The sequence below is a fragment of the Actinomyces oris genome, from assembly GCF_006546825.1.
In the GTDB taxonomy this organism is placed as follows: Bacteria; Actinomycetota; Actinomycetes; order Actinomycetales; family Actinomycetaceae; genus Actinomyces; species Actinomyces oris.
The window spans coordinates 482,073-497,628 of record NZ_VICC01000004.1 but is presented as its reverse complement, the minus strand read 5'-3'; the positions used below and the strand labels follow the sequence as shown (position 1 = coordinate 497,628).

Sequence of the window (15,556 nt, the reverse complement as noted above, 5' to 3'; positions counted from 1 at the left end):
CTCCTAGGCCCCCACCACCCCCACACCCTCACCGCACGCAACAACCTCGCCCTCGACTACCACGACGCTGGCAGGCTCGACGAAGCCATCCCCCTATTCGAGCAGAGCCTCACCAACCTCACGCACGTCCTGGGCCCCCACCACCCCCACACCCTCACCGCACGCAACAACCTCGCCAACGCCTACTGGCACGCGGGCAGACTCGACGAAGCCATCCCCCTATTCGAGCAGACTCTCACCGACCGCACCCGCACTCTGGGCCCCAACCACACCGACACCCTGCTCTCAAGCAACAACCTCGCTGGCGCCTACTGGCACGCGGGCAGGCTCGACGAGGCTATCCCTATGTTGGAGCAGACCCTCAAGGACTTCGAGAACCTTCTTGGCACCAACCACCCCCTTACCCTCACTACACAGGACAACCTCGCCATCGCCTACCGAACGGCGGGCAGACTCGACGAAGCCATCCCCCTGTTCGAGCAGACTCTCACCGACCGCACCCGCACTCTGGGCCCCAACCACACCGACACCCTCACCACACAGGCTAACCTTGCCAACGCCTATCGCGCCGCAGGCAGGATTGAGGACGCAGAGAAACTCTTCGAGAGGCCGTCAGGCACAGAGGAGGACGAGCAGAACGGCACCAAGGACGACTCTGACCAGGAGACCAGTCACTGACCGCCGCAGGCCGCAGTTATTGATGTCGGTGGGCTGTGAGACAGTGTCGGCATGCGGATCCTCCACACCTCCGACTGGCACCTGGGGCGCACCTTCCACGGGCGCGTGCTCGATGACGCGCACGCCGCCTTCGCCGACCACCTCGTCGAGCTCGTCACCGCCGAGTCGGTCGATGCCGTCCTCGTCTCCGGGGACGTCTACGACCGCGCCATCCCACCCAATGACGCCGTCGCACTCCTCGATGAGACGCTGCGCCGCCTGACCGAGCGCACCCGGGTGGTCCTGACCCCCGGTAACCATGACTCCGCCCGCCGCCTCGGCTTCGCCGCCGACCTCATGCGCGAGGGCCTCATCATCCGGGCCCGCACCGCCGGCCTCGACCGCGGCATCATCCTGCCTGACGCCGATGGCAACGAGGCCGCCATCGTCCACGCCCTGCCCTACCTTGACCCCGACGCCGCCCGCGAGATCCTCCCGCCCCTCCTCTCCGAGCGCCTCGGCGAGGAGCTCCCCGCGAAGCACACGGTGAGAGAGGAGAGCAACGAGGGTGAGGACGCCTACTCCCAGCCCGGCCCGCCGGAGCGCCCGCGCCTGCCCCGCTCCCATGAGGCCGTCGTCTCCGCCGCCCTGCGCCTCGTGGGCGCGGACCTGGACCGCCTGCGAGCCGGCCGCAGCCGGCGCCTGCCGAGCCTGCTCATGGCCCACGCCTTCGTCGTCGGCGGCGAAGCGTGCGAGTCCGAGCGGGACATTCGCGTCGGCGGCGTCGACTCCGTGCCCTCCGGCGTCTTCACCACCCTGGGCGGCTCACCCCTGGCCGAGCGCAGCGGTGGCCTGGACTACGTGGCTCTCGGTCACCTCCACCGGCCCCAGGAGCTCACCCGGCCCGCCGGCCCGCGCCTGGTCTACTCCGGCTCGCCCCTGCCCTTCTCCTTCGACGAGGCCGAAGGCGCCCGCAACTCCGCCACCAAGTCCTCCGTCCTGCTGGATCTCAGCGCCGAGGGCGTCACCGGGCTGGAGCGTATCCCCACCCCGGTCCTGCACCAGGTGCGCACCCTGACCGGCACCATGCCGGAGCTCCTCTCCCCCGCCTTCGACGACGCCACCGGCGCCTGGGTGCGCGTCATCCTCCAGGGCGAGCGGCCACCCGGCGCCCTGGCCACCCTCAAGGAGCGCTTCCCCAGCCTCCTGGCCTTCCAGCACGAGGCCCCCACGCGCACCGCCCGCGAGCGCATCGCCGTCACCGCCGCGGCCGACCCGCTGCGCATCACCGAGGACTTCTTCGACGACGTCTGCGGACGCGCCCCGCAGCCCTCCGAGCGCGGCGTCCTGCGCAGCGCGTACGAGTCAGCCCTGGCGAGCGCGAGGAGCGAGCGATGAGGATCCACTCCCTGACCATGACCGGCATCGGCCCCTACGCGGGGCGGGAGCATATCGACTTCGACGCGGTGGGTGCCTCGGGCCGCTTCCTGCTCACCGGCCCCACCGGCTCGGGCAAGACCACCATCATCGACGCGATCGTCTTCGCCCTCTACGGGGACGTGGCCGACTCGGCCGACTCCTCCAAGGAGCGCATCCGCTCCACCCTCGTGGGCCCGCACACCGAGAGCGTCATCGAGCTCGTCTTCTCCACCGGCGCCGGCGTCTACCGGGTGCGCCGCACCCCCACCTACGAGCGGGCCAAGCGGCGCGGGCAGGGCACCACCACCCAGAACGGCACCGTCAAGCTCTGGCGCCTGGCCGAGGTCGGCGGGGAGCCGCTCGATGAGCCCGTCACCCGCGTGGGCGACGCCGACGCGGAGATCGCGCGCGCCGTGGGCTTAAGCCGGGAGCAGTTCACGCAGACGGTCGTCCTGCCGCAGGGCAAGTTCGCCCGGTTCCTGCGCGCCGACTCCTCCGAGCGCCAGCACCTCCTCAAGGACGTCTTCGGCACCGGTATCTACGACGCCATCCAGGACGCCCTCATCCAGGCCTCCCGGGACGGGGCCCGGCGGGTCGAGCAGGCCACCGCCGACCTGCGTGGGCAGGTAGCCTCCCTGGGACGGCACCCCCTCCTCACCGAGGTCCCCTCCCCCACCGAAACTACGGTTACCGGCGAGGAGACTGCCGACGCCGATCAGGCCGTTCTCCCAGAGGACTCGTCACCAGAGAACTCGTCGCTGCAGGCCCCGTCCGGGGGGACCCAGGAGGCGCTGCCGCTGCCCATGGATGACGCCGGCCGCGCGGAGCCTCAGGAGGCCGACGCCGGCCCTGCTCCAACACCGGCCCAGGCGCTGGAGGCGGCGATGGCGGGCGCCACCCCGGACCTGGTGGCTCTTCGCCGTATCGGGGCTGAGGTTCTGGAGGCCTCCCGCAACCGGGTCGCATCGGCCGACGCCCGCTCTGAGGCCGCGGGGACGGTCCTCACCCGGGCCCGGTCGGCCCGTGAGGAGGCCCAGAGCCTCCACGACCTCCTGGAGCGACGCCGGGCCCTCATTGAGGAGAACGAGCGGCTGGCTGAGCGCGCCGAGCAGGAGGCCGACGACGCCCGGCGTCTCCAGGCTGCCGAGCGAGCCTCCCGGGTGCGGCCCTACCTGGTCGCCGAGCAGGCCGCCCGTCACCGCGCCCAGCAGGCCGTCGCTGCACTGGCCGCACGTGCCGACCAGAGCGGCCTGGCCCACCTGGCCGAACAGGCCGGAGGCACCAGCGTCAGCAGCACGGAGGATGCCACCATCAGCGACGCTGACGGTCTCGATGCGGCGGTGACGCCCGCCGCCCTCATCGAGCCCCTGGTCCGTGAGGCGGAGCGCCAGCTCACCGCCCTCGAGGCCGAACCCAGCGAGGCCAGGGCCGGCGCCACCGCAGCGGACGCGGCCCCGCATGACTCCGACGCCACAGAGACCCCCGTGGCGGCCAAAGCGTCCGAGACGACCCAAGCCGAGGCCCTGAGCCCCCGCGATCTCGATGACCTGGCGCACCACTGCCGTCGCGAGCACGGGCAGCTCGAGGCCCTCGTGGACCTCGAGGCCGGCCTCCCTGAGCGCGAGAGTGCCTCGCAGCAGCGGGAGGCGGAGCTGCAGCGCGCCGCCGGCCAGCTGGAGCAGCGCGCGGAGAAGCTTGCCGAGCGTCCCGCGCGGCGCACCGCCCTGGTGGAGACGCTGGAGGCGGCGCGCGCGGCCCACGAGCGCCTTGACGGTCTTCAAGACCGCCGGGCCCGGGCCGAGGAGCGCCACCGGGCGGCCCTCGCTGTCGAGCAGCTCAGCGCCCAGCTCGCCCAGCGGGACAATGCCTGCGCTGAAGCGGCGGCACTCGCGCGGGAGGCGACCGAACGGGTTCGTGCCACCCGCCTGGCCTGGATCTCCGAGGCCGCCGGGGCACTGGCCGGTGAGCTCACCGAGGGCGAGCCCTGCCCCGTGTGCGGCTCGACCAGGCACCCCTCCCCCGCCACCGCCGGCACCGACGGCGCCACCCGCCAGCAGGTCGAGGCCGCTGAGGAGCAGCAGCGGCAGGCCGACGAGGCGCTCAGCGGCGCCGTCCGGGAACGGGACACCTGTGCCGCCCGGCTTGAGGAGGCCCAGCGCGCCAGTGACGGCATGGATGTCCCCGCCGCCAAGGAGGCGCTGGAGGCGGCCGCCACCGCCTTGGCCACGGCGCGGGCCGCAGCCGACGGCGTCGAGGAGCTGGTGGAGCGGCTCGAGGCCTTCGATGCCGGCACCGAGCAGGAGCGCGCCGCGCTCGATGCCGCCCGCTCCGCCCAGGAGTCCGCCCGTAGCCGCCTGGAGGCCGAGCGCGAGGCCCTCGCCCAGGACCAGCGGCGCTGCCTGGAGGCGCGCGGGGCCTGGCCGAGCGTCACCGCCCGCGCCGCTGCGCTCCTCGTGCGGGCCAAGGAGGCCGAGGACGCCTCCCAGGACGTCGACACTGCCCGCACCGCCCTGGCCCAGGCCCGCAGCGCCCTGGCGGACCTGGCCGCCGCGCTGACGGAGGAGGGCTTCGCCGGTGCGGCGCAGGCAACGGCGGCACTCATGGAGCGCGGTGCCATCGAGGCCCTGTCGGCCCGCGTGCGCGCCGCCGCCACCGCCCACGAGCGGGTCCGCTTGGGGCTGGAGGACCCGCAGATCGCCGCCCTGAGCGGCCAGGAGGAGGACCGCCTCGAGGCCGCCACCGCCGAGCTCGCCCAGGCGGACGCCGCCGCCCGGCAGGCCGCCTCCGCTCAGGCGCGTACCGCCGAGTCCCACGAGCACCTGCGCCGGGCCGTCGACGGCGTCGAGCAGGCGGCCACCGCCTATGAGGAGGCGGCCGGCTCCAGCGCCGACCTCATCCGGGTGGCGAACCTCGCCCGCGGGGAGAACGAGGCCGGCACGCCCCTGGCCACCTGGGTGCTGCAGGCCCGCTTCGAGGAGGTCCTCGTCTTCGCCAATGAGCGCCTGTCCCAGATGTCCTCCGGACGCTACGAGCTCATCCGGGTCGCCGAGGAGACCAGCCAGCGCAAGCGCCGCAAAGGGCTCGGGCTGGCCGTCGTCGACCACCTCGGAGACGAGCGCACCCGCGACCCCCGGACCCTCTCGGGCGGGGAGACCTTCTACGTCTCCCTGTCACTTGCCCTCGCCCTGGCCGACGTCGTCTCGGCCGAGTCCGGGGGCGTGAGCCTGGAGACCCTCTTCATCGACGAGGGCTTCGGCACCCTGGACGCCGACACCCTCCAGGCGGTCATGGCCCAGATCGACCACCTGCGCGCCGGCGGGCGCACCGTCGGCATCGTCTCCCACGTGGCCGAGCTGCGCGACCAGATCGCCGAGCGCATCGCAGTGCGGCGCGTCGCCTCGGGCGGTTCCACCCTGAAGGTGACCGCCTGAGACGACGCGCCGCGAATACGTCCTCCTGGCCGGTGCCGACCCAGCGGCCGGCACCGGCCAGTGGCCCTAGAAGACGCTGCTGCTGGACTCGATCGTGATGGTGGGCTCGCCATCACCCTCCGGCAGCTCCACCTTCCCGGAGAAGGTGAACTTCGCCTTGCGGGGGCTGGGGTTCTTGTCGAAGGCCGTCGGCTTGGGAGACCCGGAGATGCTGATCTCGTCGGAGGTGAAGGACAGGTCATTGCTGTCCTCGGAGAACTCCACCTTCGTGGCGTCCTTCTCCACCGACAACGAGGTCATGTCCGAGGAGGTCTGGTAGGGGCAGGTCTTGTCCGAGTTCGTCGGAACGGTCGCACAGGTCTTCGTCTGCTCCTTGACCTTCTCCAGCGCCTTGGTCTTGAGCTCGTCAGTGGGAGTGGCATCCACCTTCTGGGTGCCCACCGACTCGGCCTCCGAGGCGGCACCCTTGCCCGAAGGAATCAGGGTGAAGGAGGTCTCCTTGGCAGAGAGGTACTTGCTGACGGAGTCCGGCGCCAACACCGGGTACACACCGGGGTAGGCGAACTGGGTCGAGGTGCGGCTCCCACTCCACCCGTCCTTCTCCTTGGCCAGGTCGATGGCAACCCCAGCGACCTTCAGCCCCGGGAGCGAGGAGGAGCTGAAGTCCGCGGAGACCACGAGGGGCTTATCCACCTTCCAGCTGTCCAGGCCGAAGGATCCCGACGACTTCGAGGCGGTGAAGTCGTACTCGAAGGCCTTCCCGTCCAGGGACAGGTGAGCCTTGATCGTGGCGGTGTCACCGGAGATGGTGGGCTTGTCGATCTTGGTGACCTTGATCCTCGCCTTGGCGGCCTTGAGGGCGTCGTCGGTCAGCAGCTTGCGCTGGTCGTTGGGGACACCGGGGTCCACCATCTTGGTGGCCTCGGAGGCCTTCCCTTCCGACAGGAGCGTCAGGTAGCTCTCGACCGCCTTCTCGGGGCCGCGCATGCCGTTGACGATATTGAGCCCGACGACGCCGGCCACCACCAGCGCCACCACGACCCCGAAGGCCGACAGTCCCAGAATGACCTTCTTGCGCGAGGCCGCACTCATCGGGGCGGGCTCGGGCAGGTCGCCCGCAGCAGTCGCGCCCGCGGCCGCGCCGCCAGGTCCGGGAGCCGGGGCCTGCGAGGCCGGCGTGGTCTCCACCCACTGGCCGGTCGCCGGGTCCATGGAGAAGACGGCGCCGGTGGCCGGGTCCGTGGCGATGCTGGCCCCGGTGGACGGGTCGGTGCTGTACGCCCACTGCTGGGCCGACGACGTCGAACTCACGCCGGAGGTGCCCGCACGCCAGGCCGCACTCGCCTTCTTCCCGCCGGCCAGCTGCAGCACCGCCGGGAAGGAGGAGAGGAGTAGACCCACAGGGGCAGCAGCTCGGCCAGCACGGAGATGATCGCCACGACAACCCCGAGCAGGAAGAAGGTCAGGGCGTTGGGCTGCATGCTCAAGGACATGTAGTGGCCGGCCCCGCCACCCGAGGAGCGCATCGGGGTGTCAGCGCCGGAGAAACGCAACGGGAGCAGCCCGTAGAAGACGATCGCCCCCAGGACCAGCGACACGAGCGGAAGCTGCCAGACGCGCTGCCACTCGGTCCGCCCCGTGCGAGCGCGCCTGACACCCACGCGCAGCGCCGCCGCCGCGATGGCCACGATCATGGCCGCGAACAGCAGGATCGACCAGCTGCCGAACCAGGTCCAGGCGTAGGCATCGCCGCCTTCCTCGCCGCCCAAGGACGGCAGGAAGTAGGCCAGAGCCGCCGCGGCCTCGCTCTTGTCCAAAGTGATGCCTCCCAGGGACCCCATGCCCAGGGCGAGCAGCACCAGGTTCGGCAGGAAGACCGGCAGCAGAAGGATCGAGGCCAGGTTCCACCCCTGGGTCAGCGCCGCAACGATGTAGGCGAGGACGACGAAGACCCCCAGGACCACTCCCAGTGCGGTGCTCAGGGCACCCAGCTCCCGGCCGAGCTGCACCACCGGGCGCGGCAGGCGCTCAATCAGCGCCCCGCCGCTGCGAGCCACCACCAGCGCCACGAAGACCACCACCGTCACCAGCAGGATCGTCATCAGCGCGGAGGAGGAGACCGTCATGACCTTCAGCCCCATCATCGTGGCGGTCATGGAGAACGGTGCCGTCACCAAGCAGGCCACCAGGGCCACAGCCAGAGCCTCGGCTCCGGCCCGCGCCAGAGTCGGGACCAGCGGGGCCGCCGACCCGTCAACCGCGGCCCGGCGGCGCGCCAGCCAGAAGACCCCGATGCCAGCGGCGGTCAGTGCCCCCATGGGCAGCAGCGTGAAGGTCAGGGTGATCGTCTCGTAAGAGTTCGAGCCTGACATGACGAACTGCCCACCCAGGCTCCAGCCCATGAGCAGCGGCAGCGTGGAGAAGGTCGTCGGGAACGTCTTCGTCGAGTCCGTGGTCGACATGGCCACCATCGTGAGGATCGCGCTGATGGCTGCGGATCCGAGCACGATCGCCAGGCTCAGAGCCGTGGAGGTCAGGCCCGGGCCGCGGAACCAGGCGGTGAAGGTCTGCGCCAGGGGCGAGGCCTGAGCGGCCTGCCCGGGCTGCACGAACCCGCCCTGGGCCTGAGGTGCCGGCGCACCAGGTGCGGAGCCGGCGGCGACCGGGACGCCCATCGTGTTCGGGGCGGCCACAGCTTCTCCTCCAGGGGCGGGCACCGGAGGCGGCGGAGGAGCCTCGGCCGCGTTGGGCACCTGGGGCGCGGGGGCGCTCGGCGGAGGAGGCACAGGCACAGCGGGAAAGCTGCCGGTCTCCGGCCCCGACGTCATCGGGGGCGCGGGGACTGGAGCCTCACCAGTGCCTTGCGAAGGATCAGGAGGAAAACTGCTGGTAGACACAGGGCTGCCTTCGATAGGGAATCAAACACGGCAGTTCTACCCCATGGAAACCGGCCGTGCACCAGTTTCGTCACCCAGTCTTAATATGCGATCCGCGCGATCCGCGGATGAGCACGGGCAGAGCCGCCTTCGGTGCGCCCAACGTCCTACCGCAGTTGAGGCTAGCCCTCGCCGCCCGCCGAGTCGCCCTCACCCTGCTGGCCGTCGCCGCCTTCCTGACCGCTTCCGTCCTGGGAGCCGTCCTGCTGGTCCCCGGACTGGTCGGTCCCCTGCGAGTCCGTGTCCGGCGAGGTGACACCCTGCTCAGCGGCCTTCTCCTTGACCGTGTTGAGGATGCTGATGAGGTCCTCGCGTCCAGGGAAGGAGACTCCGGACTGCAGCACACGGAGGGCCTGGTCGACATTGCCGATCTTGAGCTGGCCGGAGAAGCTCTCCGCCTCGGCCAGCGTATGCGTCTTGAGCACGCCCGCCCCGTAGTAGACGCCCGCTCCTGTGGCCACCAGGGGCAGGAACAGTGCCGCCAGGACCAGCAGGGCGGCAGGCCCCTTCGGCTTGGCTCTGGCCAGCGCCGAGCAGGACACGAGGAAGGCGAAGAAGGCCAGCACCGCGCCACCGCCGACGGCGCCGATCGCGGCCCAGTTGGGCGTCCAGCTCTGAGTCGAGAGGATCTCGAAGACATGCAGCGTGCTCAGCAGCGTGTAGGTCCCCCAGCCCAGGGCCCCGCAGGCCACGAGCACCATGATCGTCCCCAACGGCAAGGCGGCCGTACGACGGCGCTCAGGCGGGCGCGGAAGCTCCACCGGGGGCTCCGGCTCGGGCTCGCTCCAGGTCTCACGCACTGGCACCTGGGAGACCATGGGCCGTGCGGGCTCGGGGGTGGCGTAGACCGGCTGGACCGGCTCAGCCGGGTAGACCGGCGGCGTCTCCATGGCCATCGTCTGCGGCGCCGTGGGCATGGGTTGGAGGACCTGGGTGTACTGGCTGCGCTGGTCCGGGGAGGCGGCCAGCTGCGGGGTCGACGTCGACGGCGGCAGGTACCCCCATCCCTCGTCCCCCGGCGGCATGGCGATGGCCTCCGTGGCCCCCGACTGCGCCTCCATCTGGGCCAGGTCGATCCGCTCGGTGGGCCGACCGCGGTCGATGTGCTCGGTGCGCTCGACAGCCGCGTCCGCGTCTGCATCGTCGTCGAACTGCGGCCCACGGGAGAGAGGACGGGACACGATGAGGCTCCTTGCCAGAGGGGTAACGATGGGGTCTCTACGACCACGAGGCTACGCCACCGAGGCTACCGGCACGAGGTGCCTCGGCCCCGAAGGAGGACTCACCGAGTGTTCTCGTGCACCACGAGCGCCGAGCGCGGGGGCACAATCACGTGGCCGGTGCAGGACTGGCCGCTCAGCAGGTCGGTGCCCACGACTCCAGCCACCTCGCAGGCGCGGTCGGAGTGGTTGAGCAGGAAGAGGACGTCCCCGCGCCGCTGGGCCTCGACGCCGTCGGGCAGGTCTGCGACCACGGGTCGCAGCCGGGCGTGCGCGCACACCAGTGTCAACAGCGCGGCCCGGCTGAGGGCGTCGAGGTCGCCGGCCACGTACCAGCCCGCTCCTGCCCCGCTCATAGACCGCCGGGTGATGGCGGGACGGCCGGCCAGGTCCGCTCCCCCGCCGCGGCCGTCGAAGACCGCGACGACCTCGACCGGCTGCCGGCCCTGCCCCGCCCAGGTGTTCTCATCCGCCGCCTCGGGCGCCTCCTCGATACGGAGCTCCTCGGCCCAGCCGCCGACGCGCAGATCGGGGGCGGGCGTTCCCATCCGGTCCAGGACCCGGCACAGAGGCTCGCTGACGGCCTCCAGTCCCGTCCAGGTCTCGGCGGCGGGGGTCCCGACGGCGCGGCTGAGGCGGTTGACGAGCGCGCCCCGGGGATCAGGCTGCTGGACCTGACCGGTCAGGGCGGCATGATCGGCGACCCGCACCCCCAGCAGCGGCCGCAGGGATCCCAGGTAGCCGCCCAGGACGGCTCCCGCATTGGCGTCGACGACCCCGGTGGGACCGGCCACCACGACCTGGGCGCCGGCGGCGACCGCCCGCTCCAGGTGCTCGGCGAGCTCGGGGCGGTCGATGAACACGGCGGGAACGATGATGAGGCGATAGCCCTCCAGGCTCCGGCTCACCGGAACGATGTCGGTGGCGATCCCGGCCTCCCACAGGCTGCGGTGCCAGGCGCGGGCCGTCTCGAAGCGCTCACCGACCTCGACCGGGCCGATGGCGGTGCTCAGGGCCCACTGGCTCTCCCAATCCAGGACGAGGGCCGCCTCGGCACGCACCGGTTCCCCCAGGACCGGCCCGAGGCGTGTGAGCGCCTGCCCGGTGGCCACGGTCTCCTCCCAGGTTCGGCTGTCGCGCCCGGCGTGGGGGACCATGCCGGAGTGGAAGGTCTCGGCGCCCCGGCGGGACTGGCGCCACTGGAACTGCAGGACGCCGTCGGCGCCATGGGCCACACGGGCCAGGGACCACAGGAGGAGCTGGCCGGGGCGCTTGGGAGAGTTGCGTCTGCGCCACTGGACGGCGCTGGGCGCCTGCTCCATGAGGATCCAGGGGCGCCCTGCGGCCAGGCCCCGCATGAGGTCACCGGCCCAGGCGACCTCGTGGGCGGCGGCCGGGTCGGCGGGGTCGGGGTAGGAGTCGTCGGAGATGATGTCGAGGGCCTCGGCCCAGCGCCAGTAGTCGGTGGCCGGGAAGTCGCCCATGAAGTTGGTGGTCACCGGCCGCGTCGAGCGCTGCCGCAGGATACGGGCCTCGGCCTCCATGAGGCTGCGCAGCTGGTGGTCGCTGAAGCGCCTCCAGTCCAGCATTTGGGCGGGGTTGGGGAAGGTGGGCATGGCGGCGGGCGGGGCGACCTGCTCCAGGCTCGTATAGCGCTGGGACCAGAAGTCGGTGCCCCAGGCGACGTTGAGGCGCTCGACGTCGCCGTAACGCCTACCCAGCCAGGCCCGGAAGGCCCGGGCGCAGGCGGGGCAGAAGCACTCGGCGGTGTGGCAGCCGTACTCGTTGCCGATGTGCCACATGACGACGCCCGGGTGGTCGCCCAGGCGCTCGGCCAGCACCGCGGCCAGAGCGGCGGAGCGCTCCCGGTAGACGGCGGAGCTGGGGCAGTACTGCTGGCGCGAGCCCAGGCCCAGGCGCACGCCGTCGGCGTTCATCGGCAGGGACTCGGGGTGGTCGGTGGCCATCCAGGCGGGCGGGGAGGCGGTGGCGGTGGCCAGGTCGACGGCGATGCCCGCCTCGTGGAGACAGTCGACGATCTCCACCAACCAGTCGAGCTCGTAGACGCCCTCGCGCGGCTCGAGGCGCGCCCAGGAGAAGATGCCGAGGGAGACCAGGTTGACGCCGGCCTCGGCCATGAGCTCGAGGTCCTCGGCGAAGGTGGCCTCATCCCACTGCTCGGGGTTGTAGTCGCCGCCGTAGGCGGGGCTGGTCAGTCCCAGCAGCTCGTGCGGGGCGCGGCGGGGTGTGGAGGCTGAGGGCGAGGGACTCGTCATGGGGCGATTCTCCCCCACCTCTCCCCCACCCCGTGCACCGCGGGCACCCGGGTCGGCGGGGCCGGTCGGGCTCAGCTGCTGGTCGAGTGCGAGCTCGTCAGCCAGACCAGTGGCACGGTGGTCAGGAACAGCCCCTGCCACTCGCGCTCCCACAGCAGGGCAATGTCGCCGCTGGGCAGCTGGGCCATGCACTGGTAGACGTAGTGGCGCGGGTTGACGACTCGGTTGTGGGGCCAGGTGGCGCCGTCGTCGTAGCTCAGGCGCAGGACACCGCAGCCGCGGAAGGGCAGCATCCGGGAGGCGTTGGCGAAGACGATCCCCCGGCCGACCGCACCCTTGACGCCATCGCCGTCCCCCGCTGCCGCTGCGCCCTCCAGGCCGGTGATGGCGATGGCGTTGGGCTGGGAGAAGATCTCGGGGAGCTGCTCGTCGTAGTCGACTTCCCCCCAGGTGACGCCCCCGTCGTGGGAGACGGCGTGGGCGACTCTGCCCGAGGGGTGCTGGTTACGGGCCCACACGTGTACGGCGCCGTCGGTTCCTTCGACGAGGACGGACTCGTACAGGCTGGCCCGCTCGTCGGCCAGGTCCCGGGAGTGGACGACGGCGCCCAGCACCTCGCGTCCGTCATTGGGTGAGGCGCCCAGGGTCCAGGTGGTCCCGCCGTCGTCGGAGTAGATGGCGGCGCAGGACAGGTAGGCGGTACCGCCGGCCTCGTGGCTGTAGTAGACGGGTGCGAGGATGCGTCCGGCGTGCTCCGGCGCGGTCAGCTGGATGGCGTTGCCGGGGCCGGTTCCCAGGAAGCACATCCAGTCGGCCTTGACCTGGGCGGTGATGTCGATCGGCTCAGACCAGGTGGCGCCGTCGTCGTCGGAGGTGAGCATGAGCAGGTGGGAGCCGCGGTGCTGGAAGAGGCAGTCCTCGGGGGCCTGCTCGTGGGCGAGGTAGATGCTGCCAGCCGCCCGGCCGCCCCGGAGCACGTCGCCGGCGCGCACCCCGGCGGCGTCATCGCCGCTGAGGATGACGCGGTAGTCGGTGGCCTCGCCGATCTCCGTGACGACGCTGCCGTCGGGCTCGACGGCGAAGCGCTCGCCGGCGCGGTTGTGCAGCACGCGGCGCCCCTGCTCATCGAAGCCGGTGCCGACGGTCGCGTTGGGCTGGCCGATGCCCCCGGGGAACTGGTCGACCAGGCAGATGACGCGCCCGGTGGAACGGTCCTGGACCAGGACGGAGTCGATGAGGCTGGCGCCCAGTGCCCCGGTGCCCGGGAGGCTGAGCAGGGTGCGCATCTCCTCCCAGGTGGCCCCGCCGTCGAGACTGCGGCGCATGACGAGGTTGATGTCGTTGGGGGCGTCGTTGGGGATGGAGACGCGCTGGTCGGCGCCGGCCAGAATGACGCCGCTGTCCAGGGTGAGCAGGGAGGGGATCCGGTAGGACCGGGCGCCGTGGTAGCCGGTGTCGAACAAGGCGCGCGTGGGCAGTGGGGCGGCCCCGGCCAGGCGCTTGATCTGGGCGTCGGTGAGGGCGGCGTCGTAGATCATGGCGGTCTGCGCCTCGCCGAAGAGGCGCCTGCCGTCCAGGTCGGCGCCCACCACGACGCGCGTCACCGGCGCGATGTCGGCCAGGAAGGCGCCGCCGGGGACCAGGACCACCTGGTAGCCGTCGACGTGGATCTCCACCGCGCCGCGCCCCGAGGTGACCACGACGTCGTGCCAGGTCCCGTCGTCCCAATGGCCCGGGGCTCGCGCCTCGATGAGGGGCTCGGTCTCCGACGAGTCCTCACCGGGGAGCACCCGGTAGCTCAGACCTCCCGCGTCGATGTCGAGGTGCAGGGTGCCGCCCTGGCCGCTCGCGGCGACGATGGTGCCTCCCTGGCCGCGGCCCCGGGTGCGCAGTAACGCCCGGATGGAGCCGGTGGCCAGGGCTCCGGCGCGGCGGGCGTCGCGGGCGGAGAGCTCACTGGTCGCGAACTGGACCAGTGGGGTGGCGGCCAGGGACTGGGCCATGACGGCGCGGTCGCTGAGCGGCTCGTCCCAGGCGGCCAGACGGGTGACCGCGGCGATCCCGTCGGGGTCGATGCGCACCTCGGTCAACCCGATCTGGGCGAGGAAGGCCGCCAGCGTCGTGGAGAAGCACTCGTAGCCGTCGGCGTAGAGGTGGGTGCCGGTCTCGTTGACGGTGACGGCGATCGTGTGGGGGCGGCCGTCGTCCAGGCCCAGGGCGTCCTCGGCGTCGAGAACCCGCCGCTGGATACCGCTCTCACTCCCGGCTCCGGAGGACCCCTCCGGACGGCCGACCGCGCCGAGGACCTGCTCGCCGTCGAGACGGCCGGCGCGAAGCGACAGGGTGATCCGCCCGTTGGTGCCAGTGAGAGCGATGAGGGTGGCGTCGGCGCGGGCGGCGACGTCGAAAAGGATCGTGCCGCGCCCGCAGGCGGCCAGGGCGGCGACATCCTGCTCGCTGAGGCTCAGGGGGGAGGTCTCGGATGCGGTGACGTCGAAGAGCATGGGGAGGTCCTTTGTGCCGGCAGCGGCTCTCCGCCGGCGTTGAACGACCGGCAGTGCCGTGCGCGACGGTGCGCCACCGCACATCCAGTCATATGATGTCTGATGTATCGCGCACTGTAGCACGATCCCTGAACCTCAAGGAGACCACATGTCCGCCACCTCAGAGAATCGGACTGAGACACCCGCCCAGCCCCGCACCGTGCCCTTCGTCGTCGGCGCCTACCCCATGCTTCCGCCCGACGACGAGGACCGCAGCGGTGCCGCCGCCCTGTACGCCGCGCTGGCCGACCTCGGCTGGGTCGACGGCATCGAACTGCCCTTCCGGGAGGCCCTGGACGCCCCCGAGCCGTGGCTGGCCGAGCAGCTGGCCGGGCGCTTCGACCAGTGCGTCATCACGGCGATCCCGGGCACCATGGGGCGCGCCGGAGCCGACCCCGTCTTCGGACTGGCCTCCCCCGACGATGGCGGACGCGCTCAGGCACTGGCCTACACCCGCTCGCTGCTGGAGGCCGTCGACCGCCTGCACGAGGCTGCGGGCGAGCGGCTCGTCACCCGGGTGGAGCTGCACTCGGCGCCGCACCACCAGGCCACCCCCGAGGCCTTCCACGCCTCCTTGAGCGAGCTGAGCGAGGACTTCTCCTCCCGCGGCCTGGGGATGATCGTGGAGCACTGCGATGCCGAGGGCGGCGTGGGCCCCTCGGAGAAGGCCTTCCTGACACTGGCCCAAGAGATCGACGCCTGCCGGGACACCGCGGCACTCATCACCGTCAACTGGGGGCGCTCCGTCATCGAGACCCATGACCCGTCCACCCCGGAGAACCACGTGCGCGAGCTCGTGGAGGCGGGCCTCCTGGGCGGCGTCATGATCTCAGGCGCCGGACCGGAGGAGACGCAGTGGGCCTGGGCGTGGGCCGACGCCCACCTGCCGCTGGCTGAGCACGAGCCCACCAGCTGGCTCACTGCGGAGAGGGTGGCCGCCACGATGCGGGCCACCGACGGCGTCCAGGTCTACGAGGGTCTCAAGATCAACACCCCGGCGAGCGCATCACTGGAGGACAAGCTCGCCTGGGTCAGCCGTGTCCGCGAGACCATGCTCAGTGCCTGAGACCCATT

Annotated in this window: 9 protein-coding genes; 4 read left to right on the top strand and 5 right to left on the bottom strand. The window is 71.8% G+C overall.

From position 1 onward, the window contains the following. From FK267_RS06365 to FK267_RS06355, 3 genes are all read left to right on the top strand, one after another. Window positions 1–678 (top strand): tetratricopeptide repeat protein (locus tag FK267_RS06365; protein ID WP_141406648.1); only part of this gene is annotated, 678 nt, incomplete at its 5' end. 51 nt (window positions 679–729) lie between these two features. After that, window positions 730–2,055 (top strand): metallophosphoesterase family protein, encoded by a 1,326-nt coding sequence (locus tag FK267_RS06360; protein WP_141406647.1) that lies wholly within the window; start codon window positions 730–732, stop codon window positions 2,053–2,055. Next, the gene (locus tag FK267_RS06355) at window positions 2,052–5,507 is read left to right on the top strand and encodes an AAA family ATPase (protein ID WP_141406646.1); all 3,456 of its coding nucleotides are present in this window, start codon (window positions 2,052–2,054) and stop codon (window positions 5,505–5,507) included. Before FK267_RS06360 ends, FK267_RS06355 begins: the two co-directional genes overlap by 4 nt. Before the next feature lie 66 nt (window positions 5,508–5,573). Here FK267_RS06355 and FK267_RS13620 read toward each other — a convergent pair whose 3' ends face one another. The 5 genes from FK267_RS13620 to FK267_RS06335 all read right to left on the bottom strand — a co-directional run bounded on the left by FK267_RS13620 (window position 5,574) and on the right by FK267_RS06335 (window position 14,443). Continuing rightward, the gene (locus FK267_RS13620) at window positions 5,574–6,908 is read right to left on the bottom strand and encodes a hypothetical protein (protein ID WP_232622540.1); all 1,335 of its coding nucleotides are present in this window, start codon (window positions 6,906–6,908) and stop codon (window positions 5,574–5,576) included. After that, the gene (locus tag FK267_RS13615; RefSeq protein ID WP_232622539.1) at window positions 6,815–8,200 is read right to left on the bottom strand and encodes a hypothetical protein; all 1,386 of its coding nucleotides are present in this window, start codon (window positions 8,198–8,200) and stop codon (window positions 6,815–6,817) included. Before FK267_RS13615 ends, FK267_RS13620 begins: the two co-directional genes overlap by 94 nt. A gap of 365 nt (window positions 8,201–8,565) precedes the next feature. Beyond that, on the bottom strand, window positions 8,566–9,624 hold the full coding sequence (locus tag FK267_RS06345) for a hypothetical protein (protein ID WP_141406645.1): 1,059 nt from the start codon (window positions 9,622–9,624) through the stop codon (window positions 8,566–8,568). A gap of 101 nt (window positions 9,625–9,725) precedes the next feature. Beyond that, entirely contained in the window at window positions 9,726–11,939 is a 2,214-nt protein-coding gene (locus tag FK267_RS06340; RefSeq protein WP_141406644.1) for a beta-galactosidase, read from the bottom strand. Between the two features lie 71 nt (window positions 11,940–12,010). Then, on the bottom strand, window positions 12,011–14,443 hold the full coding sequence (locus tag FK267_RS06335; RefSeq protein WP_141406643.1) for a sialidase family protein: 2,433 nt from the start codon (window positions 14,441–14,443) through the stop codon (window positions 12,011–12,013). A gap of 148 nt (window positions 14,444–14,591) precedes the next feature. Between FK267_RS06335 and FK267_RS06330 the strand changes: the two genes are divergently transcribed. Further along, window positions 14,592–15,548 (top strand): DUF4862 family protein, encoded by a 957-nt coding sequence (locus FK267_RS06330; protein ID WP_141406642.1) that lies wholly within the window; start codon window positions 14,592–14,594, stop codon window positions 15,546–15,548. The last annotated feature ends 8 nt before the right edge of the window (window positions 15,549–15,556 follow it).